General features: G+C 72.2%; 18 protein-coding genes. 7 read left to right on the forward strand and 11 right to left on the reverse strand.

Annotation, left to right across the window (positions count from 1 at the left end; genetic code table 11):
* Window positions 1-329: 329 nt before the first annotated feature.
* Window positions 330-545, reverse strand: a complete 216-nt coding sequence (locus NBZ85_RS08065) for a hypothetical protein (protein ID WP_261555568.1) — start codon at window positions 543-545, stop codon at window positions 330-332.
* 14 nt (window positions 546-559) lie between these two features.
* Between NBZ85_RS08065 and NBZ85_RS08070 the strand changes: the two genes are divergently transcribed.
* From NBZ85_RS08070 to NBZ85_RS08080, 3 genes are read left to right on the forward strand one after another with little or no spacing between them, the layout of a single operon-like run.
* Window positions 560-739: a hypothetical protein gene (locus NBZ85_RS08070; protein WP_261555569.1), complete on the forward strand. Its 180-nt coding sequence runs from the start codon at window positions 560-562 to the stop codon at window positions 737-739.
* Window positions 736-1587, forward strand: a complete 852-nt coding sequence (locus NBZ85_RS08075; RefSeq protein ID WP_261555570.1) for a TylF/MycF family methyltransferase — start codon at window positions 736-738, stop codon at window positions 1585-1587. Before NBZ85_RS08070 ends, NBZ85_RS08075 begins: the two co-directional genes overlap by 4 nt.
* Window positions 1584-2261, forward strand: coding sequence for an arsenate reductase/protein-tyrosine-phosphatase family protein (locus NBZ85_RS08080; RefSeq protein ID WP_261555571.1), 678 nt, complete (start codon window positions 1584-1586; stop codon window positions 2259-2261). Before NBZ85_RS08075 ends, NBZ85_RS08080 begins: the two co-directional genes overlap by 4 nt.
* Window positions 2262-2621: 360 nt before the next feature.
* On the opposite strand, the gene NBZ85_RS08085 is transcribed toward NBZ85_RS08080, so the two are convergent.
* Both NBZ85_RS08085 and NBZ85_RS08090 read right to left on the reverse strand, forming a co-directional pair.
* Complete coding sequence (locus tag NBZ85_RS08085; protein ID WP_372517697.1) at window positions 2622-4388, reverse strand: putative bifunctional diguanylate cyclase/phosphodiesterase; 1767 nt, start codon at window positions 4386-4388, stop codon at window positions 2622-2624.
* Between the two features lie 609 nt (window positions 4389-4997).
* On the reverse strand, window positions 4998-5879 hold the full coding sequence (locus NBZ85_RS08090) for a class E sortase (protein WP_261555573.1): 882 nt from the start codon (window positions 5877-5879) through the stop codon (window positions 4998-5000).
* 193 nt (window positions 5880-6072) lie between these two features.
* Here NBZ85_RS08090 and NBZ85_RS08095 point away from each other — a divergent pair, with 193 nt between their 5' ends.
* Window positions 6073-6951, forward strand: coding sequence for a glycosyltransferase family protein (locus tag NBZ85_RS08095; RefSeq protein ID WP_261555574.1), 879 nt, complete (start codon window positions 6073-6075; stop codon window positions 6949-6951).
* 48 nt (window positions 6952-6999) lie between these two features.
* On the opposite strand, the gene NBZ85_RS08100 is transcribed toward NBZ85_RS08095, so the two are convergent.
* Window positions 7000-7782 carry a class I SAM-dependent methyltransferase gene (locus NBZ85_RS08100; protein WP_261555575.1) on the reverse strand — a complete coding sequence of 261 codons (783 nt, stop codon included), beginning with the start codon at window positions 7780-7782 and terminating at the stop codon, window positions 7000-7002.
* 371 nt (window positions 7783-8153) lie between these two features.
* On the opposite strand from NBZ85_RS08100, the gene NBZ85_RS08105 reads away from it, so the two are divergent.
* Window positions 8154-9368 carry a glycosyltransferase family 4 protein gene (locus NBZ85_RS08105; protein WP_261555576.1) on the forward strand — a complete coding sequence of 405 codons (1215 nt, stop codon included), beginning with the start codon at window positions 8154-8156 and terminating at the stop codon, window positions 9366-9368.
* 81 nt (window positions 9369-9449) lie between these two features.
* Here the strand turns inward: NBZ85_RS08105 and NBZ85_RS08110 are convergent, their stop codons facing one another.
* The 4 genes from NBZ85_RS08110 to NBZ85_RS08125 form a co-directional block, all read right to left on the reverse strand.
* Window positions 9450-10394 (reverse strand): class I SAM-dependent methyltransferase, encoded by a 945-nt coding sequence (locus NBZ85_RS08110; protein WP_261561741.1) that lies wholly within the window; start codon window positions 10392-10394, stop codon window positions 9450-9452.
* A gap of 165 nt (window positions 10395-10559) precedes the next feature.
* Complete coding sequence (locus NBZ85_RS08115; protein WP_009739720.1) at window positions 10560-11738, reverse strand: RNA polymerase sigma factor; 1179 nt, start codon at window positions 11736-11738, stop codon at window positions 10560-10562.
* A 40-nt stretch (window positions 11739-11778) separates the two neighbouring features.
* A complete protein-coding gene (dnaG, locus tag NBZ85_RS08120; protein ID WP_261555578.1) occupies window positions 11779-13671 on the reverse strand; it encodes a DNA primase in 1893 nt (630 codons plus the stop codon).
* A 461-nt stretch (window positions 13672-14132) separates the two neighbouring features.
* Complete coding sequence (locus NBZ85_RS08125) at window positions 14133-15392, reverse strand: deoxyguanosinetriphosphate triphosphohydrolase (RefSeq protein ID WP_261555579.1); 1260 nt, start codon at window positions 15390-15392, stop codon at window positions 14133-14135.
* Between the two features lie 94 nt (window positions 15393-15486).
* On the opposite strand from NBZ85_RS08125, the gene NBZ85_RS08130 reads away from it, so the two are divergent.
* Both NBZ85_RS08130 and NBZ85_RS08135 read left to right on the forward strand, forming a co-directional pair.
* Entirely contained in the window at window positions 15487-15642 is a 156-nt protein-coding gene (locus NBZ85_RS08130) for a hypothetical protein (RefSeq protein ID WP_261555580.1), read from the forward strand.
* A 40-nt stretch (window positions 15643-15682) separates the two neighbouring features.
* Window positions 15683-16222 (forward strand): PH domain-containing protein, encoded by a 540-nt coding sequence (locus tag NBZ85_RS08135; RefSeq protein WP_261555581.1) that lies wholly within the window; start codon window positions 15683-15685, stop codon window positions 16220-16222.
* A 212-nt stretch (window positions 16223-16434) separates the two neighbouring features.
* Here NBZ85_RS08135 and NBZ85_RS08140 read toward each other — a convergent pair whose 3' ends face one another.
* The 3 genes from NBZ85_RS08140 to NBZ85_RS08150 form a co-directional block, all read right to left on the reverse strand.
* Window positions 16435-18309: a transketolase gene (locus tag NBZ85_RS08140; protein WP_261561742.1), complete on the reverse strand. Its 1875-nt coding sequence runs from the start codon at window positions 18307-18309 to the stop codon at window positions 16435-16437.
* Window positions 18310-18703: 394 nt separating this feature from the next.
* Window positions 18704-19390 (reverse strand): YdcF family protein, encoded by a 687-nt coding sequence (locus tag NBZ85_RS08145; RefSeq protein WP_261555583.1) that lies wholly within the window; start codon window positions 19388-19390, stop codon window positions 18704-18706.
* Between the two features lie 107 nt (window positions 19391-19497).
* A complete protein-coding gene (locus tag NBZ85_RS08150; protein WP_261555584.1) occupies window positions 19498-22581 on the reverse strand; it encodes a glycine--tRNA ligase in 3084 nt (1027 codons plus the stop codon).
* Window positions 22582-23167: the final 586 nt, after the last annotated feature.

Below are 23167 nucleotides of genomic sequence, written 5' to 3' on the forward strand. Positions count from 1 at the left end.
ACCTCACACCGGCCGCAACCGCCCACCACCCACCGGCCGACCGCCCGAGTCGGGCGAGAGACCGGTTCCGCAACACATATCTACAGTGCGTTGCTTAACCAATACCTATCGTGAAGACTGGCGTTCCAGGCGGCCCCGCAGCCAGCCGGTCGTCCCGGATCGGCGGCCCCCAGGAGGCGCAGCGCGCTCATGACGTCCACCTCCCGGCCGGCAGCCGTCACCGCCGTTGTGCTGTTCCTGTCCCGGGCCGGCCTCGACCGCTACGTCGATCGGGGCTTCGGGGCCGAGATGCGCTGGCGGCGGGACGGGTCTGGGCGGCGCTCGACCGGCTACGGCCCGACTGCGTGCTGGTCCACGGCTACCGGCACGTCGGCTCGCTCGCGGCACTCGCCTGGGCCCGCCGGCGCGGCATCGGCACGCTCATGATGGGCGACAGCGAGCTGCTCGGCCACCGCGCGGCCCGCGTGCGCGCCACCAGGCGGCTCGCCGTGCAGGGACCGGTTGCGCTGGCGACCGTGCTGGGACTGGTTGTCGCGCTGCGCCACGGGGGGCTGCCGGGGTGGCCGCCGTCCCCTGCGCCGCCTACAGCGCCGCCGCCGCGCTCTACCTCGCCTGCACCCGCCTGCTCGCCCGCACCGGCCCGGCCGACCTCGCGAGTCGCGCGCATCCCCCGATTCCCACACCAGGCACCGCAACCGACCCCACCGGCGATCCCTCCCCCCTTCAGGAGCGACGATGACCACGGCCCCGACCGTCACCCGCGAGGACCTGCCCGAAACCACGGTGCGGTACCTCGACCTCCTCCGGTCCACCCTGACCTTCTCGCTGTGGGACGGCGAGGACGGCAGCGTGTGGGAGGCGCGCGGCGGTGCCCGGCGCATCCTGGCCCGGGCCGCCGAGCGCCAGGGAGTGGAGATCGTGAAGAGAACCTCACCCGACGCCCGCGGCGACGGTCGGGACTGGCCGAGACTCGCGCACACGATGACCGGCGAACGCCGGATGCGCAACCTTCAGGAGTGCGCCGAGCAGGTGATCCGCGACCGCGTCCCCGGTGACCTCATCGAGACCGGCGTCTGGCGGGGCGGGGCCTGCATCCTGATGCGCGGGGTACTGGCGGCCTACGGAGTCAGCGACCGCACGGTGTGGGTCGCCGACTCGTTCGCCGGGCTGCCGGTGCCCGACCCGCGTTACGCCGCCGACGCCGGCGACCGCCACCACGAGCACTCCGCCCTCGCCGTCTCCGTCAACCAGGTACAGGAGAACTTTCGGCGCTACGGCCTGCTCGACGACCAGGTCCGCTTCCTGCCGGGATGGTTCCGCGACACGCTGCCCGGCGCGCCGATCGAACGCCTGGCCGTGCTGCGCCTGGACGGCGACATGTACGAGAGCACCATCGACGCGCTCGGTGCGCTGTACCCGAAGCTGTCCCCCGGCGGCTACTGCATCATCGACGACTACGGGGCGGTGCCCGGTTGCCGGGCGGCCGTGGACGACTACCGGACCGCCCACGGCGTGTCCGAGCCGATCAACCCGGTGGACTGGACCGGCGTGTACTGGCGCCGGGGCAGCACGCCCCAACCGGCATGAGCGGCACCGGCTGGCCGGTGTACGCCGCCCGGCCGGTCGTGTCCGGCGAGGCGGGCGACCGGCATCGGCCGTGGACGGTGCTGCTGGTCTGCACCGGCAATCTCTGCCGCTCGCCGCTGGCCGAGCACCTCGCGGCGGCCCGTTTCCGCGCCGCGGCCGACGCGGCGCCCGTGTTCCACAGCGCCGGGGTGCGTGCCAGGCCGGCCGAGCCGATGCATCCGCATGCCGCGGCACTGCTGCGGGCGCGGGGCGTGGAGCCCGGGGCGTTTCGCACCCGGCCGCTGACCGCGGAGTTGGTCGGCGCCAGCGACCTGGTCCTGGGCGCGACCCGGGGACACCGCTCGGCCGTGGTCGCCCTCGCGCCACGCGCCCTGCGCCGGACCTTCACCCTGCGCGAGTTCGGTCGGCTGACCTCCGGGGTGCGCCTGGCGGACCTTCCGCCGGGTGAGCCACGGATGGCCGGGGAGTACCTGACCGCGGCCGCCTGGCGCGTCCGTGCCGCCGGCCGCGTCGTGCCAGCCTCGCTCGACGACCTGGCCGATCCCCTCGAAGGCGGTCGGGATGCGTTCGAGGCCTGCGCCCGCATGATCGACGAGGCGCTGTCGGGTCCGCTGGCGCTGCTCGCCGAAGCATGCCGGGCCGAGCCGGCCGTACGGGCGCCGACGGCGCGATGAGGATCCTCCTCGCGGACCGCCGGGTCGACGGCTTCCTCGACGAGACCCCGACGGCCGGGCAGGTCCGCGTCCGGCCGTCCCTCTGGATCACCCGGGTACCGGTGGACGGCCAGTACTTCGTGCGGCCAGGCAGCTCCCGGGCGCTGGTCGCCTACACCCGCGAGTTCGGGGCCCGGGCCGTCGCCCGCAAGACCGTCAGCCGGCTGCGGGAACGCGACCGCAACCGGCGGTACGTGGGGGTCGGGCTGAGCACGGTCGAACCGGAGCGGTCCCCGGCGGGCGTGCCTGCCACGGGCGTGCCTGCGGCGGGCGTCCCGGCGGCGGGCGTCCCAGCAGGGACCAGGCTCCTGAGCGGACGCCTCAGGAGGCCGCGAGGTCGGTCTGCACCCGGTAGCCGGCCGTCCGCCAGGCCGCGGCGGGCGCCGGGGTGCCGCGCGGGCCGGGCGGCCACTGACCCGGGCGCAGCACCGGAGCGGTGGCCGACGGTGGCGCGGCCAACGCCGGGATGGCGGCCGCGGCAGCACCCGGCGCAATGCCCGCGCCGACCAGGACGCCGGCCGCCGCCGTCCCGCAACCGGGGGGGACGGTGAGCCTGGCAGCCCACTCGCGCAGCCAGCCGACGACCCGGTCGCCCGCCATCGGCCCGGCGACGAAGTAGCCCTGCACCTCGTCGCACTGCCAGTCCGCCAGCGCCTGCCAGGACCGCTGGGTCTCCACCCCCTCGGCGACGATGCGCAGCCGCAGCGCGTGGGCGAGCGAGACCGTGGAACGCACGATCTCCACCGCCGCGGGGTCGCGGTCAAGATCGCGCAGGAACGTACGATCCAACTTCACCTCGTCCGCCGGCAGTTCGCGCAGGTAGGTCAGCGAGCAGAAGCCGGTGCCGTAGTCATCCAGGCTGACCCGCACGCCGAGGCTGCGCAGCCCCGTGAGCGTGTGTCGGGCCGCCTCCCGGGCTTCGATGAGGCTGTCCTCGGTGACCTCGATGACCAGCGCCGACGGCGGGAGCCGGTGGCGGGCGAGCGCCGCGCGCACCACGCCGAGGAAGGCGCGGTCGACGATGACCGACGCCGGCACGTTGACCGAGACGGTGAGCGGTGCTCCCCCGGCGTGCCAGCCGGCGCAGGCGGCCAGCGCCTGGTCGAGGACGTGCACGGTGAGTTTCGGCATGAGCCCCGCGCGGTCGAGCTCGGCCAGGAACACGTCGGGTGGGCGCACCCCGTCAACCGGATGGCGCCAGCGGACGAGCGCCTCGACCCCGCTGATCCGGCCGCTACGCAGGTCGGCCTTCGGCTGGTAGCTCAGCTCGAGCTGGCCGCAGTCCAGGGCTTGGCGTATCTCGGCGCGCAGCAGCAGCCGCGCGCGGTTGATCGGGGGGTGCGCGCGGGCGTAGACCGACTGCCCGCACCGGGACCGTTTGGCGTCGTGCATCGCCTCCTCGGCATGGCGGAACAGCTCCAGCGCCGCCCTGCCGTGCTCGGGCGAGCAGGCGATCCCGATGCTCGCGTCGGGCCGGACCGGGGCGCCGGCGAGCAGGACCGGCGGATCGAGGGCCTCCCGCAGGACGGTCGCGAGCCGCTCGGCGGACTCGACGCCGCCGCCACGCAGCAGCACCGCGAAGGCGTCACCGTCGACCCGCGCGAGCAGGGTCGAGCCGGGCAGGGCGGCGAGCAGGCGCCGGCCCACCGTGACGAGCAGGCGGTCGCCCTGATCGTGGCCGAGGGCACCGTTGACGTCGCGCATCCGGTCGAGGTCGAGGAGCAGGACCGCGACCGGCGTCATGGCGCGCACCCGATGGCCGCCGCCCAGGCTCCGGCCAACAGCGTCGAGGAAGTGCCGGCGGTCGGCGAGCCCGGTCAGTTCGTCGCCGGCCCAGCGCCGCCGCCGAGCCCGCCACGGGGCCCACCCGGTGCCGGCGGGCTCGCGAGCGATCCCCGGCCGCGCCGCGGGGATGAGGACCGCGGCGGTCACGGCGATCGCCGTGACCGCCGCGAGGGAGATCACGACCGCGCCGGCGCGGCCCCCCGCACTGCTGGCGGAGCCGGGTAATCCCGGCGGGCGCACGAACCCGACCGCGAGCGCCAGCACGCTCAGCAGGAGCACGCTCAGCAGGAGGAGAACGACCACCGCCGGTCGGGCGATGCCACCGACGCCGGGTGCCGCTCCATCCGGCGGGCGGCGTGACGATCCGCAACCGCCGGGTTCAGACGCCTCACCACCGGGGCGAAGCGCCGAACCACGCCGTATCCGATCCGGCCATTTCATCGAATTCCCCCGAAGCCGATCCCGCAATGCCCTTGCGCCGCCGGCCCGACCGACGGTCGGCCACGCCCATCCCCGCGCTATCCGAGCGTAACGTGGCCCAGTTCGCAGGGTATCCGATGCCCGACTTTCCGGCGGCATCGGCTCAGCCGTCCGGTCTCGTCCGACCCGCTCTCGCGGAGGAGCTCGACCTAATCACCGCCGAAGGCGTCACCGAATTCCACTCCGTTACCGGTAGGACCACACCGTGCCCATTTCGGTTAATCTGCTGGTCCGGCGATGGAGGAGCGGACTGCCGGCAGACCCACCCGATCAGTCACCCAAAGTAACTCGACCATTCGGCAACACAGTCTCTACCGCGGGAAAGACCACAAACATCAACAAGGCGACAACCGCAAGCACAGCAACGGTTGCGAGGGTCAGCCGGAGTCGGGGCGAGCCGGGCAGGTGACGGTAGAGCCACGCGTACATCGCTCACTCCCCCCTGAGCGCCGGGGGCACCCCGGCGGACTTCGCGGTGGTGTCGACCAACTCGCCGTACACGATGAGCCGATGGCTCGCCGAAAACTTCGGATGACAGGTGGTCAAGGTGATCAGGTCCTTGGTCGGCACCACTCCTGGCCGCTTGGGGACCGGATAGGTGACATCCACCCGGTTTGGCGTCACGACCTCGGAACCGGTGACTCGGTAGGTGTAGTAGCGGTCCCGCACCTCGACGACGAGGGGATCGCCAACCTTCAATTCATCAAGACGACTAAACGGCTTTCCATACGTCGTTCGATGCCCCGAAACGACGAAGTTGCCGAGCTGACCGGGCATGGCCGTGCCCGGAATATGGCCTGGTCCGCGGCGCAGATCGGCAGCGGCGACACCCTCCACGACGACCGGGGAATAGTCCCGGCCAAACCGCGGCACCCGCAGGATCGCCAGCCCGTCACCGAGGTCGACCGGCGGCGGCGGAGCCGGCCGAGCCTGCTGCCCGGCGGGTGCCCGCGGCGCCGGCGGTGCCGGCGGCCGCTGCCAGGCCTGGTCGAGCTGATGGTGCAGGCGGTCCTGGGTCCGCGCGGCGAACAGGTCGGTGACCCACAGCTGGTAGGTGAGGAACAGCGCGACGACTATCCCGGCGGTGATCAGTAGCTCACCGAGCCCACGGGCCAGCCGGCCGGCAAGTAGCCGTCGCCGCCCGCCGCCGGGAGCGGGCTCACCGATCGACGACGGGTTCCCGACGAGCAGCGTGGGCGCGTCGACCCCCGGATCGGGGGGCCGACCGGGTCCGGGTATCCCGCCCGTCACCGGGCCGCTCGACGCGGTTCCCTGCTCGTCTTCGGCCGCCGGGACCGAGGATGCACCAGCCACGTCATCACTCTATGACATCACTCAGCTACTTCTAGTAATCATATGGCGCGGTCGGCGATCGCACCCCCGGCGGGCCGACACCTCCACCCTGCCTCACAGCGTGGCATAGATCTGTTACTCTCGGCACCCAATCGGTGGTGTCATCGCGCAACCGCCAGGATTCACGCTCCGCTCGACCGAGGCAGGGGGCCCGATGAAGACCGTGGCGGTCATCGTCCACTGGGGCCCACACCAGCCCACCGTCGAACTCGCGGAGCGCCTGGATGCGAGCCCGTCGATCGCCCAGGTCACCGTCGTGGCCAATGATGGTTCGACCCGGCCGACGGAGCTGGCGACCTCCGTGGCGTGGATCCTGCCGCCGCGCAACCTCGGCTTCGGCGGCGCCTTCGCGCTCGCCAGTCAGGACTATCCGGCGGGGGGCGCCTACCTGCTGGTCAACAACGACATCCGGATCGACGAGGTGACGATCCGAGCGTGTCTGGACCTGCTGGCCGGCACCAACATCGGGGTCGTCGCCCCCACCCTGATCAACAGCGACGGCCTGCAGTCGGGTTCCGCGAGGCTGAGCCCGGTCCTCGTCGCGCCGCGGGCCCGACGACCCCCCGACGACCGGCCCTGCGAGGCCGACTGGGTCACCGGCGCGGTGATGTTCATCAAGGCCGAATGCCTGCGGCGGGTCCCGTTCGACGGCCGCTACTTCCTCGGCTTCGAGGACGTCGACTTCTGCTACCGGGTCCGGGATGCAGGGTGGAGCGTCGTGCTCAGCCCGCTGCGGGCCTGGCACACCGGCAGTACCACGATCCCCCGCCGCGGCAACGCCTACTACATCGTGCGCAACCGGCTGTGGTTCACCCGCATCCGCGGCTGGCGGCTGCGCACGGTGCTGATCGCGGCCACCACCGCGGCCGTCGTCCTGCCCCGCAGCGTGGTGCTGGACCTGCTGCGCGGGCGCGGACTCGAAACGTCGGCACTGGTCCGCCACGGCCTGCTCGACGGCCTCGGTCCCCTGCCTCCCCCCGGCGACCCGAGGGCTGACGAGCCGCGCGCGGTCCGCTGGACGGCATGGCGGTAGCCGGACCGTACCTTCCCCGCCCGCACCCGACCGCGGGCATCCGGTGGCCTACGTGGCTCGCCCGTCCCGCTCTCGCGGGCGCCGGGGCGGTGTCCGCGAGCCGGCCCCGGCCTCGGCGCTGACCCACCGGATGCCCGCCGGTGGCCGGGACGACCCCGGGAGCTGCGCCGGCACGACCGCGGGTGCGGCGAGGAACAGCGCCTGCCACGCGAACATGTTCGGCCACCGGGCGAGCACCCGGCGATCCGCGCCGCGCGTCAGCCCACGCGGCAGCACCTCGCGGCTTCGCCACCACGGCAGGCCACCGGTCGTCGAGTCGGCGACAAGGCGCAGACCGTTGTCCGCCAGCAGGCGTCGCGCCGAGTCCACCGTGTAGAAGCGCAGGTGGGTGGAGTCCATGAGCCCGGTCTCGGTGTACTCGAAGCGCCCGAGCAGGAACTGCGCGCGCTGCCGATAGTGCAGCACGTTGGGCAGCGCCACCAGGACGCGCCCGGCTGGGCCGACGACCCGGCGGGCCTCCGCCAGCAGCGGCGCGGGCTCGGCCAGGTGTTCCAGGATGTGGGAGAGCAGGACGAGCTGGTAGCTGCCGTCCGGTGCGAAGGACAGCCCGTCGTTGAGGTCGGCGAGTTCGACATGTTCGCACTCCACTCCCGCGGCCGCGCCCTCGGAGGGGTCGATCGTCACACCGGTGACGCGCCAGCCCCGGGCCCGCAGCAGCCGGGCGTTGTCCCCCGCCCCGCAGCCGCAGTCGAGCGCCCGCCCGGGCCGGATGTCGATCAGATCGAGCAGGTCGGGATTGCCGCCATTGCGATACCGCAGATCGAGTTCCATGTACGACTCCTTTCGCCGCCGGCACGGCACGTGTCCTCAACCCCGGAAACAAGGCCATATTTTTACATAGAGTGACGCTAGTGTGACGCATAATCGTCGACATTGCGCCAGGACCACCGTCGGCTCCGTGTCGGCCGCGCAGGAGCCTGTGACGGTGCTGCTCGCCGCGGCGAGCTGGATCGCCGCGGAGGCGCCGGCGCTGCGTCGGAAGAATCGGCGGTCCCGCCGGCGACGGGTGGTCGAGGCAGCACCCGACACCCTCTCCGCTCCGCGCGCATGCCACTGAAAGTGCATGGTTAATGTCTCAACGTGCCCATGACACGCCACCCAACACGGAACCAACACTTGGCGAGAGATTAGCATCACCTTCCGTGCCGCTTCCTCGTCGATTCCTTGCCCCCTCCCCTGCGCCCGCACCCGACCAGCCCACACGCGTGCTGCTGCTGACCGTCTCGCGCGGGCTCGGCGGCGGCATCGAGCGCTACCTCACCACCGTCGAGGAGACGCTGCGGGCCGGCGGGGCGGACCTGCTGCGGATCGACATGTTGGAGCCGGGGGGCGAGCTCACCGCCGCCGCCCGAGCCCGCTTCACCCTGCGCGCGCTCGACACCGCCCGGCGCTTCGGCCCCGCCGACAGCGTCGTCGCCGGCCATGCCAACCTCATCCCGGTCGCCGCCGCCGCGCTGCGGCTGACGCGGGCCCGCTTCGGCCCGGTCCTGTTCTACGGCACCGACATCTGGAGCATGCGCGCCACCGACCGGGCGATCCTGCGGGCCGATCCCCTGCTGCATCCGGTCACGATCAGCTCCTACAGCGCGGGTGCGCTGTCCACCGTGGGCCTCGCGCCCATCCTGCCGCCGGGCATCTCGCCGGCCTGGCGGGCGATGCTGCTCGCCGAGGCGAGTCGGCGCCGGCCGCTACCGCCGGTACCCACCATGCTCAGCGTGTTCCGGCTCGGCGACTGGGCGGGCAAGGGCGCGGCGGTCCTGCTGGAGGCGGTGCGCTCCGTCCGGGAGACCCTGGGCCCCGTCCGGCTCGTGCTGGCCGGGCAGGGTCCGGCCCCGGGTGCGCTGCACGAGCTGGTGTCCGCGCAACCCGACACCGAGCTGGACGAATCCCCGACCGACGAGGAGCTCGCCCGGCACTACGCCACCGCCGACCTGTTCGCCCTGTGCACCCGCACTCGGCCACGCGGTCCGGCGGCCAGCGGCGAAGGCTACGGCATCGTGCTGTTGGAGGCTCAGCTCGCCGGGTGCGCGGTGGTCGGCCCGGCCTCCGGCGGCAGTCACGACGCCTACCAGGACGGCGTCACCGGCGCCACCCCCGTCGACGAGTCAGCCGAGGCACTCGCCGACGTGCTGCGCGCCATGCTCGCCGACCGGGCGCGCCTGGCTCGTATCGGCCGGCGTGCGGCCGAGTGGGCGGCGGCAGCCACCCGGCCGGACGACTACACCCGGGGAGTGTTCACCGCCCTGACCGGGCGTCCCCACCCGGCCAGCGGCGGGGCGGAGGTCCCGGACCAGCCGATGGACGCCCCGCGCGGCAAGGCGCGCTCCGGCGCGCCCTCCCACTCGGGAGCATCATGAAGATCCTCGGCGAGGGCGCCGCGAGCTGAGCGCGGCGGACGCGATCGCCCGCCGCGCCCGCCGCGGCGGCGCTACCGCCGCTCAGCGGGTCGGGTCGGTGTCCGCCGAGGCCGGGACGACCCGCTCCAGATCGAACGGGTCGACCGGCGTCGCCTGGGTGGGCACCACAAGCCCGCGCAACGGGGTCGCCGTGGCGGCCGCGGCCACGTCCAGGCGGCGGGCGACCACCAGGTGCTGATCGGCCACATCGTCGTCGACGTCGACGTCGACGAGCGACGCCATCGGCACAAGATCCAGATCACCGAACCCGGCTGCCGTCACGAGCCGGCGCACCTGGTCAGCGCTGCGTCCGAAGCAGTTCAGCGCGAGCCGGAACTTCAGCCTGTCTGTCGGTCCGCGCTCGGCGCGCCACTGCGCCTCGCTCGGCCAGCGCGGGTCGTCGACGACGACATGCACCAGCAGCCGGCCCCCGGGACGCAGCGCGGCGTGCCAGCCGCGCAGCGCATGGGCGAACGCCTCGTCGGTGAGGTGTTGGACGACGGCAACGGAGTAGACGACGTCAACGTCATGGCCGCCACGGATGAACTCGTCGACGGTGGCGTAGTCCACGTTCGGCGCCGGGTTCAGTACCCGCGCGCAGGCCAGCGCCCCGCGGGAGACGTCAACCGCGGTCACCGAATGGACTCGTGGTGCCACGGCCGCAGCCAGATAGCCGGGGCCGCAGCCGACGTCGAGGACATCGTCGTCCATCTGCAGGTAGCGGCCGAGCACCTCGTCGGCGAGTACCTGCCGGGTGCGCCGGATGCGCTCGGCTGCGGCATGGCGGTCATGCTCGTCGGGCTGAAAGTAGTGCGGGCTCCATGCCAGCAGGCGCAACGCGACCTCCGGGCGTCGCCGGGCCGGGGTCATGGCCAGCACCGCCGGCACCCATCGAGCGCCGAGGAAGTTCTGCGCACCGGCCGCCGCCACGGCGAATCCCGTCAGCAGGCGTGGCCGGCGTGCCACGGTGGATCCCCTGCCAGCCATGCTCGCCATCCTCTCGGCCGGACGGACGGCACCGAGTGTGCCGCCGAGCACCGGGCCGACGAGCATCGATGGACAGCAGCCACCGAAGATCAGGACACCGATACTAGCCAAGAGTAATGTTGTCGCCACTCACGGTCAATGATCGGAGTGGCGACCCTGGTAGTTCTACTCCAGGTAGTCGCGGAGCTTCTGCGAGCGAGACGGGTGACGAAGCTTCGACAGCGTCTTGGACTCGATCTGCCGGATGCGCTCGCGGGTGACACCGAACTCGCGCCCGACCTCCTCCAGCGTGCGCGGATGGCCGTCGGTGAGCCCGAAGCGCAGCTGGATGACCTTCTTCTCCCGGTCGGAGAGCGTGTGCAGGACCGAGTCGAGCTGCTCCTGAAGGAGGATGAAGCTGGCCGCGTCGACCGGGACGACGGCGTCGCAGTCCTCGATGAAGTCGCCGAGGTGGGAGTCCTCCTCCTCACCGATGGGCGTCTCCAGCGAGACCGGCTCCTGGGAGACCTTGAGAATCTCCCGGACCTTGTCCGGGGTGAGATCCATCTCCTTGGCGATCTCCTCCGGGCTCGGCTCGCGGCCGAGGTCCTGCAGGAGCTGCCGCTGGATGCGGATCAGCTTGTTGATGGTCTCGACCATGTGCACCGGGATGCGGATCGTGCGCGCCTGGTCGGCGATGGCGCGGGTGATCGCCTGCCGGATCCACCAGGTGGCGTAGGTCGAGAACTTGTAGCCCTTGGTGTAGTCGAACTTCTCGACCGCGCGGATCAGGCCGAGGTTGCCCTCCTGGATGAGATCCAGGAACAGCATGCCGCGACCGACGTAGCGCTTGGCGATCGAGACCACGAGGCGCAGGTTCGCCTCGACCAGCTTGCGCTTGGCGATCTGCCCGTCGCGCTCGATGGCCTCGAGATCCCGCCGCATCTGCGGGGAGGTCTTCTTCGTCGCCACCGCGAGCTTCTCGGAGGCGAACAGGCCCGCCTCGATCCGCTTGGCGAGGTCGACCTCCTCCTCGGCGGTGAGCAGCGGGACCTTGCCGATCTCCTTGAGGTACATGCGTACCGGGTCGGAGGTCGGTGCCTTGAGGGCGAGCTCCTCCTCCTCGCGGCGGCGGCGGGCGAGCAGGTCCGCCTCGTCGGGGTTCTCACCCCCCGCTTCAAGGACCTCGATGCCCTCGTCGTTGAGCACCTGCAGCACCGTCTCGGCCTGCTCCGGGGGCAGCTCCGCCGCCTGGATGGCGACCGTGACGTCCTCGGTGGTGAGGAAACCGATCTCCTTGCCCCGGGTGATGAGGTCCTTGACCTCGTCCACCTGGGCTTCGCGGGGTAGGACCGTAGGACTCATGGGCGGAATCTCGTCACTTCCTTCTCGGGATCGACCCAGGTTACGCGGCACCTACGCCCCGCTCCCGGAGTTGATGCTTGTGCTGTTCCAAAGCGATCAGCTCACCGTAGGCACGGTTGAAGGCCTCGGCGTCGGCCACCGGGTTGAGCCGCTGCACCCGCGACTTCAGGTCGGTGATCCGACGTGTCACATGCAACTCCTGTACGCGTGACATCTGTTCATCGACATAACGATCATCCACATCGTGGTCGCAGAGCACCCTTTCCACGGCGAGGGCGGTGACGGAACGTCGCAGCCCCTCTTCCGTCGCCGCCGCGGACAGCTCCGTCGCCCACGCGGCGACGTCGCCGGTCCTCGCCAGCCCCCCACTCACCCCGCCCAGACCCGCTATGAGCTCGCGGACGGCACGGTGCGCGGGAACAGTGAACATCTCCGGGGCCAGCGTGTCGAACATCGGCCCTACAAGTCCCGGAAACTGGACCGCGAGTTTGAGCGCCTCGCGCTCCACGATCACGACCGGATCGGTTGCGGCGGGCTCCCGACGGCCCGCGGCCGGCACGACGGACGCGGAGTGGCCGCCACCGGCCTGCTGTACCCGGTGCTCGGCGACCCGGCGCGCCACGAACCTCTCGTCGAGGAAGCCCAGCCAGCGGTCCAGGTTCACCGCGTAGCCGTGGCGCAGGCCGGCATCCTTGATCCTGTTGATCAGCGGCGCGGCGGCGTCCAGGGCGGCGAGGCGGCCCTCGGTGGTGTCGAGGTTGTAGCGGCCGAGAACCCCACGGATCGCGAACTCCACGAGCGGGACGCGCCGCGCGATCAGCTCGCGCACCGCGGCGTCCCCACCGCGCATCCACAGCTCGCACGGGTCGAGCCCGGCGGGTTCCACCGCGACGAAGGTCTGGGTGGCGAAGCGCTCCTCGTGCTCGAAGGCCCGCAGGGCCGCCTTCTGACCGGCGGTGTCACCGTCGAAGGTGAAGATCACTTCGCCGTGGCGCTCGTCGGAGTCCATGAGCAGCCGGCGCACGACGGCGACGTGCTCCGGGCCGAAGGCGGTGCCACAGGTCGCCACGGCGGTGGTGACCCCGGCGAGGTGGCAGGCCATCACGTCGGTGTAGCCTTCGACCACCACGACCTGGTAACGCCGGGCGATGTCGCGGCGGGCCAGCTCCGCCCCGTAGAGCAGGCTCGCCTTCTTGAACAGCGGCGTCTCGGGCGTGTTGAGATACTTGGGACCGGCGCCCGGGGTGTCGTCCTCGGCGAGGCGGCGCCCGCCGAAGCCGACCACCTCACCGGCGAGGTCCCGGATCGGCCACATGAGCCGGTGATGGAACCGATCGATCAGGCCCCCGCGGGATCCCTGTTTGGACAGCCCCCCGAGCACGAGTTCCTCGCCGGTGAAGCGGCGCGACAGCAGATGGCGGGTGAGCGCGTCCCAGCCTGTCGGGGCGTAGCCGACGCCGAAGCGCTGTGCCGCGGTGAGGTCGAAGCCGCGGGCGGTGAGGAAGTCCCAGCCGGCCCGGGCCGAGGGATGGCCGCCGAGTTGCTCGGCGTAGAACTCGGCCGCGATCCGGTGCGCCTCCAGCAACCGCTGGCGCTGGCTGGACACGGTCCGGTCGGTGGTGCCACCGCCCTCGAAGGTCAGCGTGACCCCGGCGCGGCGGGCCAGCCGCTCGGCGGCCTCCCGGAAGCTCAGCCCGTCGATCTCGCGGACGAAGGAGTAGACGTCGCCGCCCTGCTGGCAGCCGAAGCAGTGGAACAGGCCGGTGGCCACGTTGACGTAGAAGGAGGGCGACTTCTCCTCGTGGAACGGGCAGAGCCCGACCAGCTCGTTGCGCCCTGCCGGGCGAAGCTGGACGTGTTCGGAGACGACGTCCGCGATCGGCGAGCGCTCCCGGACCAGGGCGACGTCGGCGTCACGGATTCGTCCGGCCACCCGTCCCTCCCCTCGTCCGTGTCGGGCGAGAGGTACCTCGCCCGGGGCAGAACGCCCGCCAGTAGTGCGCCATCCCATCGCCGCGGAACCGACCGCCACGGCGCCGGCGCCGGACCCCCGGCCAGTGTCGGCGGTGACGGCGGACGCGGCGCCGCTCACATCGGTCCTACCGGTGCGATGGTACGTGTCGTACGCACGACAGTACCGATCATGCCACGTGAATGTTGAGGACAATGGCCGCCACCTGCATACCTGCGCGGAAGATCAGCCCCGCGGCCGGCCGCGGCGGCCCTCCCCACGGCGGGGGATGCACCCCTGCCCCCTGCGGGGACGGCGTCGCTCCCCCGGCCGGGGGAGCGACGATCACCCATCGGAGGGACCCGGGGCCACCCCGCGGCACGCGCCAGCCGGGACGACGACGCCCGCACCCGCCACAAGCTGTCGCCGACCGGCGTGCGGGCTCAGAGCACACGATGCACCGGCCGTCCGCTCAGCGCGGCGTGACGCCGCTCGGCACTCGCATCCGTCAGGCGGGCCACCTGGTCGACGACCACCCGCAGGCGGGCGGCGTCGTCCGGTGCCGCCTCGAAACAGGCGCGCAACGACGAGTCCAGTGACCGCGGCGCGCCGCGCAGCAACAGTTCCACCAGTTCGGCGACGACCTCCCGCTGCCGGGCCTGCCGGGTCCGCGCGCCCGGCCGCTCCATGACGTACCACGCGGTGACCCCCTTGAGAGCGGCGCACTCGGCCATCGTGGCGGGATCCACCGTCAGGTCCGCGCCGTAGCGCCGCAGCGGCCCGGTGGGATGGCGTTCCCGGGTGGAACGCGCCGCCGCGCGGGAGAACCGGGCGATCAGCTCGCTCGTCATCGCCCGCAGCGCCGCCTGGCCGCGGGCCGAAGTGATCTCCGAGCGGATCCACCAGGGCTGGGCACGCAGCATGTCCAGAGCCGCCGACACCGCCGCCGCCGAGACGCCGTAGCGCCGCGCGGTGGCGGCGGCCAGCTCCTCGCGGTGTCCCGGGTCGTCGAGCGCGGCGAGCTCGATGTGCCCGCCCACCACCCCGTCCTCGAGATCGTGGACCGAGTAGGCGACGTCGTCGGCCCAGTCCATGATCTGGGTCTCGAAGCACCGCCGCCCCGGCGGTGCACCCGCGCGCACCCACTCCAGCACGGGCAGGTCGTCGTCGTAGGCGCCGAACTTCCCCGTGTGCTCTGGCGGGGCGTCCCGGCGCGCCCAGGGGTACTTGGTCGCGGCGTCCAGGCTTGCCCGCGTCAGGTTCAGCCCCGCGCTACGCCCCTCCTCGTCAACGATCTTGACTTCCAGTCTCGTCAGCTCCCGCAGGCTCTGTGCGTTGCCCTCGAACCCGCCGCAGGCTGCCGCCGCCTCGTCCAGCGCCAGCTCGCCGTTGTGCCCGAAAGGGGGATGTCCGAGGTCGTGTGCGAGACACGCCGCATCGACGAGGTCCGCATCGGCTCCCAGCTCCGCCGCGAGTTCCCGCCCCACCTGGGCGGTCTCGAGCGAATGGGTGAGCCGAGTACGCGGGAAATCATCGTCGAGCGGGCCTACGACCTGCGTCTTTCCCGCCAGCCGGCGCAGCGCGCTGGAGTGCAGCACCCGAGCCCGGTCCCGTACGAACGGGGCCCGTGGCACAGGTGTAGCCTTCGGGCGTTCCGAGACCCGACGGACCGTATCCGAAGCGTCATACCACTCACCGACCACGAGGTTGAGCGTATCGGCGCGATTCGGGGACCTCGGCCGATCGCAGCGACGATACTTTGTCCGCACCCTTCACCAATCGGCCCGGAGGCCCGCCGTGGACAAGATCATTAAGTATGGCGCGATCGCGTTCGTCATCTTTTTCGTGGTGACCGCACCAAACAGCGCCGCCAGTATCATCGACCGTGTGTTCGGCTGGCTGCAGTCATGGGCCGACGGGGTGTCCACGTTCGTCAGCGACACCGCCCTGTAATGCCAGCCCAGGCGGCCCTGATGTCTGGGACACTACGGGCGTGGTGAGACTTCAGCTCCCGGATCCGGCCCAGCGCGACACCAAGTACCTGGCGTCGCAGGAACGTCTGGTCATGATGGTGCGGCTGCACTGGGCCGTCCTGCTTCCCGTCCTCCTCCAGACCCTGGGTGCGGTGCTCCTCGCCCTGGCGGCGAGCGTCCTGTTCGCCGCGCAGGACGTCGACGCGGGCTTCATCACCACACTGTTGTGGTACTTCGCGCTCTTCATGATCTTGCGGATGCTCTGGAAGGTCGCCGACTGGCAGTTCGATCATCTGATGATCACCGACAAGCGGCTGCTGAAAGTTTCGGGGATCTTCTTCCGTAAAGTCCAGACGATGCCGCTGTCCAAGATCACGGATCTGACCTACAACCGGGATCCGTTGGGGCGACTGCTCGGCTACGGCGAGTTCGTGGTCGAGTCCGCCGGGCAGGACCAGGCCCTGTCCAAAATCCAGTTTCTGCCCCGGCCTGACCGGCTCTACCTCACCCTGGTCGACATGACCTTCGGTGGGGCGCCCTCCCCCGCCGGCGACGACTAGACGCCGGCGGCACGCCGATCCAACCCGCGGGGGACGACGCGGGGGTGGTCGCGCCGTCGGGACCAGCCGGGCGTGTGACGGCGCCAGGCTCCGGCAACGCGGCCACGGGCATCACGACAGACAGCGGGGCCGGAGGACGACGTCCTTCCGGCCCCGCTGCCGTCTACGCACCATCTCCCGGTCCGGCACCGCGCGCGGTGCCGGGAGGCCGGTCAGCGCAGCAGGTCGCGAGCCGCCTCGACGATGTGCTTCGCCGAGATGCCGGCGGCGTCGAGCAGCTCCTCGGGTGTGCCGGAACCGGGCAGGGAACGCACCGCGAGGTGACGAACGGACAGCGGCAGCCCGCTGTCGTCCAGCGCCCCGAGCACGGCGCTGGCCAGGCCGCCCTCCGGGTAGTGATCCTCGGCGACGACGATGCGCCCGCCGGTGGCCCGGGCGGCGTCGAGCAGGGTCGCGGCGTCGACCGGCTTGACCGAGTAAAGGTCGACCACCCGGGCAGCGATCCCCTCCGCAGCGAGCGTGTCGGCCGCGGCCAGGGCCTGGTGCAGGGTGACGCCGGCACCGATGAGCGTGACGGTGTCGCCGTCCGAACGGCGCAGCACCTTGGAGCCGCCGGGGGCGAACGGCTCATCCGGACCGTAGAGCACCGGGTAGGCACCACGTGTGGTGCGCAGGTAACTCACCCCGGACAGGTCGGCCATGATCTCAACGAGCTTGGCGGCGGACGTCGCGTCGCTCGGGTAGAGCACCGTCGACCCGCCGACGGCCCGCATCATCGCCAGGTCCTCCAGCGCCATCTGCGACGGGCCGTCCGCGCCGATCTCCACCCCGGCGTGGCTGCCGGACAGCCGGATGTCGGCCTGGGAGATCGCCGCCATCCGGATGAAGTCGTAGGCGCGGGAGAAGAAGGCGGCGAAGGTGGAGGCGAACGGCACGTAGCCGCGCACCGACAGGCCGACCGCCGCCGCGACGAGCTGCTGCTCGGCGATGAAGATCTCGAAGAACCGGTCCGGGTACGCCTTGCCGAAGTCCTCGGAGTACGTCGAGTTGCTCACCTCGGCGTCGAGGGCGACGACATCGGTGCGCGCCCCGAGGGCGGCCAGCGCCTGCCCGTAGGCCCGCCGCGTCGCGACCTTGGCGCCGAGCTCGTAGCTGGGCAGGGTGATCGCCGGGCGGCTGAAGGGCTCCGGGCGCGGGAAGTCCGGCCCCGGCACCGGGCCGCGGATGCGCAGGTTGCGCTCGCCGCCGAGCTCGGCGATGGCGCGCTCGGCCATGTCGGGCGGGAAGGGCTTGCCGTGCCAGCCCTCCTTGTCGGCGGTCTCCGAGAAGCCGGCACCCTTGTGGGTGCGGGCGAGGATGACGGTCGGCCGGGTCGCGTCCTCGGCGCCGGCGAGCGCCTCGTCGATCGCGGCGATGTCATGGCCGTCGACGACGACCGCGCGGGCACCGAACGACTCGACCCGCCTGGCGTAGGTGTCGAGATCCCAGCCGAGCTCGGTCGGGCCGCGCTGGCCGAGCCGGTTGACGTCGACGATCGCAATGAGGTTCGACAGGTTGTAGTAGGACGCCTTGTCCAGCGCCTCCCAGATCGACCCCTCCGCCATCTCGCTGTCGCCGCAGATCACCCAGACGCGGTAGGGCACCTTGTCCAGGTACTTGCCGGCGAGCGCCACCCCCACGCCGTCGGGCAGGCCCTGCCCGAGCGAACCGGTGGCGACGTCGACCCAGGGCAGGATCGGGGTGGGGTGGCCCTGCAGCCGCTCACCGAAACGGCGGTAGCCGTTGATGAGCTCGGCGTCACTGACGACGCCGACCGCCTTGAAGATCGAGTAGATCAGCGGGGAGGCGTGCCCCTTCGAGAAGATGAGGTGGTCGTTCGCCGGGTCCTCGGGGTTGTCCCAGTCGTAGCGCAGGTGCCGGGCGACGAGGGCGGCCAGCACGTCCGCAGCGGACATCGACGAGGTCGGATGTCCGGAACCGGCCGAGGTGCTGCTACGCACCGAGTCGACCCGCAGCTGCTGCGCGAATTCCCGGACTGTCTCCAGATCGGCCGTCCCGACCGCACTCTCGGATACGGGAGTTGCCACGCCAGTCTCCTTCGGAAGTCGTTACACCCACGGAAGGTAATCTCCGGAGTGGTGTCGCACGCGTCGGGTGGCCGTCTCCGCCGCCTTGCGTCACTGCCGCTTGTCGCACTACCCTTTCACCCGGCGATCCGAACCGTACCAGCGCGGGTGACCACCGAAGAGGGCCGAACGCGCCGCGGGTAGGTCACATCGAAAAATCACCCGATATCGCCCTCTGGCCGTCCCGCGGCCCTCGGCCGCCCCACCGCTGCCCACCGCCACCTGGCGGCACGCAGCCCCGGCGGGTGGCCCGCGCCTACCACGCCGGAAGGTGCCGAGCCGGTCAGTGCCGGCGGCAGGCCCATCCGCGCCGGGAAACGCCCGCCGGGGGAAACGCCGGCGCCGGAAGCAGGGCTCAGACCGCCCGCGTGGTCGCCGAGGGTGGCGATGCCCGGTGGAAGAGCTGGTACCAGCGGTAGCCGATGCCCTCGCGAATGATGTAGCGGACCTTCGTGTCGACGCCGTGGACCGCCGGGCCTCGGGTGACCGGCGACGTGGCCGCGTCCAGCCCGAGGTCGCGTGCCATCGTCCGGGATCGCAGGCTGTGCCAGGGATCGGTGACCAGGACCGTCGACCGCCAGTGCCGGGTGTTCATGACGCCGGCGACGGCCGTCAGCGAACCGAGGGTGTCCGAGCCCTCCGGGATGACGATCACCCGATTCGCGGGGACGCCGCGGCGGCGCAGGTACGCAGCGCCGGCCTCGGCCTCGGTGTAGCGGTCGCCGGGCTGCTTGCCACCGATGGTGATCACGTTCGGTGCGATGCCCTGCCGGTAGAGCTCCAGCGCATGGTCCAGGCGGGCGGCGAAGATCGCCGAAGGGCGCCCGTTGTACTGCGAGGCTCCGAGGACGACCAGGGTGTCGGAGGTGGGCCGGTGATCCTCCCGGCCCACCCACCACACCTGACCGAACGTCACCACGGTCAGAACAACGATGGCGACCACGACCGCGACCACAGCCCGGACCGCCCACCGCCACCAGGGAACCTGATACCAGGTCGCGCGGAAGGGATGGACGGCGAGGCTAGGACGGGACAGACCCACGCGATGGAACAGTAGCCCTCGCCCGGGGCTATCCGACGCAGCGCGGCCTATGTGCACGTTCGTTCTGGTTCTTTCGCGGGTGACCGGACGGTGGCCCGGAGGCGGCGTCAGTGACCGGTGGTGGGCAGCGAGCCGAGTGCCTCCCAGTCCAGGGTTCCCGCCGTGAGATCCCGGATCCGGGCGAGCAGGCCGAGCCGGGCCGCGCGGACCGCCGGATCCGGGTCCATCACCATCAGCGCGTCGAAGAACCCGTCGATCGCGGCCGGCAACTCCCCCGCCGCGGCGACCAACTCGCCGAGCGGCACGGCTGCCGAGCGAGCGGGCGACCCTGCCGGCGCGCCAAGGCGCTCCGCCAGCGCGGTGACCACGGACTGAAGCCGTGCGGCGGCCGGCTCGACGAGCCGCTCGGCGTCTGCGGTGGCGGGGGTGTCGGCCGGAACAATGCGGCGGACCCGCTGCAGCGCCGCCGCCAAGGCGGCGAACCCGGCCGGGTCGCCCGCCGCCGCCACGGTCGGCTCGCCGGCGCCGGCCGACACCGCCCCGGTGGGCTCTCCGAGCAGCCTGCGCAGCGTCGCGAGGGTGGTCGCCGCGCGTGCCGGCGTGCCGGTGAGCGGGGCTACCGCGCCGACCAGGCGGTGGTCGATGCCGCCGTCGAGCAGCTGCTGGGTGTAGCGACCGCGGACGAACGCCTCGGCCGCGGCGAGCGCCTGGGTGGACACCGGCACCGGAGTGAGCCGGGCCGCCCGGGTGAGGACGTCGGCGATGTCGAGGCCGGCGAGCTCGGGCCGGCTGCCGAGGATCGCGGCCGCGCCAAGCGCCGCCCGGCGCAACCCGAACGGGTCGGAGCTGCCCGTCGGCGCGGCGTCCAGGGCGAACAGCCCGACGAGCAGGTCGAGCCGGTCAGCGAGGGCGAGCAGCGCCCCGGGGACGGTGGCGGGCAGGTCGTCGCCGGCCCGCCGCGGCAGCTCCATCTCGTAGAGCGCGGTGGCGACGGCCTCGGGCTCGCCGGCCCGGCGGGCGTACTCCCGGGCCATCGTGCCGGCGAGGCTGGACAGCTCGATCACCATCTGGGTGGCCAGGTCGAACTTGGCAAGCGCGGCCGCGCGCTCCAACGCCGCCCGGTCGTCGGCACCGAGGCCGATCTCGTCGCCGAGCGCGCCGGCCAGCGCGCCGATCCGGTCCGCCCGGTCGGCGACCGAGCCGAGCCGCTGCTCGAAGGTGAGCTTCGCAAGCCCGGCGCGGAAGGTCTCCAACGGCACCTTGACGTCGGCGTCGTAGAAGAACGCGGCGTCGGTGAACCGGGCGCGGATGACGTCCTCGTTGCCGGCGCGCACCAGCGCGTCGTCGACGTTGCCGTCGGCGACGGCGACGAAGGCCGGCAACAGCCGACCCGCGGCGTCGCGCACGGGCAGATACCGCTGGTGCTTGCGCATGACGGTGGTGAGGATCTCCGCGGGCAGCTCCAGGAAGCGGGCCTCGAAGGAGCCCAGCAGCGGCCGCGGGAACTCGACGAGGTTCGTCACCTCGGCGAGGGTGTCGGCGTCGGCCACGGGATCGATGTGGCCGCCGGTGTCCGCGGTGAGCTTGGCGGCCGCCTCGACGATGAGGTCGCGGCGCACCGCCGGGTCGAGCAGGATCGAGCGGGCGGCGAGCAGCTCCGGGTAGCCACGGGCGGTGGCCACCTCGATCGGCGGTGAGCCGGCCCGCCGGTGGCCCAGGGTGGTCCGGCCGGCGGCGAGGGAGGACACCGCGACCGGCACCACCACCTCGCCGAGCAGGGCGACGAGCCAGCGCACCGGGCGACTGAAGGACAGCACCGGATCGTTCCAGCGCATGTTGCGCTCCGCGCGCAGCCCGGCGACGAGCTCGCCGAGGACCTCGGCCAGCACGTCGGTGGCGTCGCGGCCGGCCTCGGTGCGGACCACCGCGACGTGCTCGACGTCGCGGTGGGTGACAGTCTGCAGATCCGCCGCGTCCGCGCCCTGGCCGCGGGCGAAACCGACCGCGGCCTTCGTCGGTGCGCCGGCGGCGTCGTAGGCGGCGGAGACCCGCGGGCCGCGCACCACCCGCTCGACGTCCGGCTCGCGCGGGGCGACGTCGTCGACGATCGCCACGATCCGGCGCGGGGTGCCCTGCACGCGCACGTCGCCGTGGGTGAGGCGGGTGGCGGCCAGCCGGTCGAGCAGGCCGGCGCGCACCGCCGCCACCGTGCGGGTCACCTCGGCCGCGGGCAGCTCCTCCACACCGATCTCGAACAGCAGGGTCGCCGGCTCGCGCACCGGGATGGGCACGGCGGCCGGCACTGCGGGCGGCGGCGGGGTGGCCACGCCGAGCGGGTGGCCGAGCTCCTCGCGGCGGTCCCGCCACAGGGCGGCGACCTCGCGGGACAGCCCGCGCATCTGAGCGAAGGAGGTCGCCCGCTCGGTGGTCGACACGGCTCCGCGCGAGTCGAGGATGTTGAACGCGTGCGAGCACTTCAGCACGTAGGAGTGCGCCGGGACCGGCAGGCGGGCGTCGACGAGCCGGCGGGCCTCGGCGGCGTAGTCGGCGTAGAGGCGGCGCACGGTGTCGATGTCGGCGTCGTCGAGGTAGTACCGCGACATCTCGTACTCGGCCTGGCCGAACACCTCGCCGTAGGAGATGCCCGGGGCGTAGGCGAGCTCGCTGAAGTGGCGGACCCCCTGCAGCGCCATGAGGATGCGTTCCATGCCGTAGGTGATCTCGACGCTGGTGGTGTCGAGGCTCTGGCCGCCGGCCTGCTGGAAGTAGGTGAACTGGGTGATCTCCAGGCCGTCGAGCCACACCTCCCAGCCGAGCCCCCAGGCGCCGAGCGCGGGTGAGGCCCAGTTGTCCTCGACGAAGCGGACGTCGTGGGCGGCGGTGTCGACCCCGATCGCGGCCAGGCTGCCGAGGTAGAGCTCCTGGGCGTTGCCCGGGTCGGGCTTGAGGATCACCTGGAACTGGGTGTGCGTCTGCAGGCGGTTGGGGTTCTGGCCGTAGCGGGAGTCGTCGGGGCGGACCGAGGGCTCCACGTAGGCCACGTGCCACGGCTCCGGACCGAGCACCCGCAGCACCGTGGCCGGGTTGAGCGTACCGGCGCCGACCTCGGTGTTGAACGGCTGCATGATCATGCAGCCCCGGTCGGTCCAGTAGCGGGTCAGCGCCAGCAACGCGTCCTGCATGGTCAACATCGGGTGAGCCTCGGCTTTTCGCTGTCACGGTCACGAGCGGGGCGGAGCGCCCCACCCACGAGTCGGCCCCGGGCCGCACGCGGCGACCTTCCGGGGACGAGCCCGCCAGTGGGCTGGACGGGAGTCCCGAGGATCCCGGCCGGCCTGGTCGCCCTGGCCCCGGCCCGCCGAGATCCGAAATCGCGAGATGTCATATCTACAAATGTGCGATGCACGTCCGAGGCTACCGGGCGGCACCGACAATCCGCGTCAGGCGGGGCGCAGCCGCCGACGCCGCGGATCAGCGGGCTGGACGGGATCCCGGCCGGCCTGGAGGGCGCGTATTTACCTGTGATCAGGGGTTGGTGTGTGGGCGCTCCGTGGTGGCCGGTTCCTGTCGTGGTTGTGTCGACACGTGCAGGACGGTGATGACGGTGGGGCCGGGCGTACGGGCAACACGCTCCCGCGCCTGGCAGCCGCCAGGGAGCCGGGCCCGCCGCGGACCGATCCGCCTCTCTGCATGTGATCGGTAAGTCACGGCACGCTTGACCCGAGCCCACCCCAACGATCATGGTGTTCCGCAGAACCGCGCCCCGGTCCTCGCGTC

The sequence above is a fragment of the Frankia tisae genome, from assembly GCF_025403405.1.
Lineage (GTDB): Bacteria > Actinomycetota > Actinomycetes > Frankiales > Frankiaceae > Frankia > Frankia tisai.

Coding starts and splice junctions, on each gene's coding strand:
- NBZ85_RS08150 (WP_261555584.1), bottom strand. CDS start 22,581: ATGTTGACCATGCAGGACGCGTTGCTGGCGCTGACCCGCTACTGGACC.
- NBZ85_RS08110 (WP_261561741.1), bottom strand. CDS start 10,394: ATGGCTGGCAGGGGATCCACCGTGGCACGCCGGCCACGCCTGCTGACG.
- NBZ85_RS08115 (WP_009739720.1), bottom strand. CDS start 11,738: ATGAGTCCTACGGTCCTACCCCGCGAAGCCCAGGTGGACGAGGTCAAG.
- NBZ85_RS08100 (WP_261555575.1), bottom strand. CDS start 7,782: ATGGAACTCGATCTGCGGTATCGCAATGGCGGCAATCCCGACCTGCTC.
- NBZ85_RS08075 (WP_261555570.1), top strand. CDS start 736: ATGACCACGGCCCCGACCGTCACCCGCGAGGACCTGCCCGAAACCACG.
- NBZ85_RS08080 (WP_261555571.1), top strand. CDS start 1,584: ATGAGCGGCACCGGCTGGCCGGTGTACGCCGCCCGGCCGGTCGTGTCC.
- NBZ85_RS08095 (WP_261555574.1), top strand. CDS start 6,073: ATGAAGACCGTGGCGGTCATCGTCCACTGGGGCCCACACCAGCCCACC.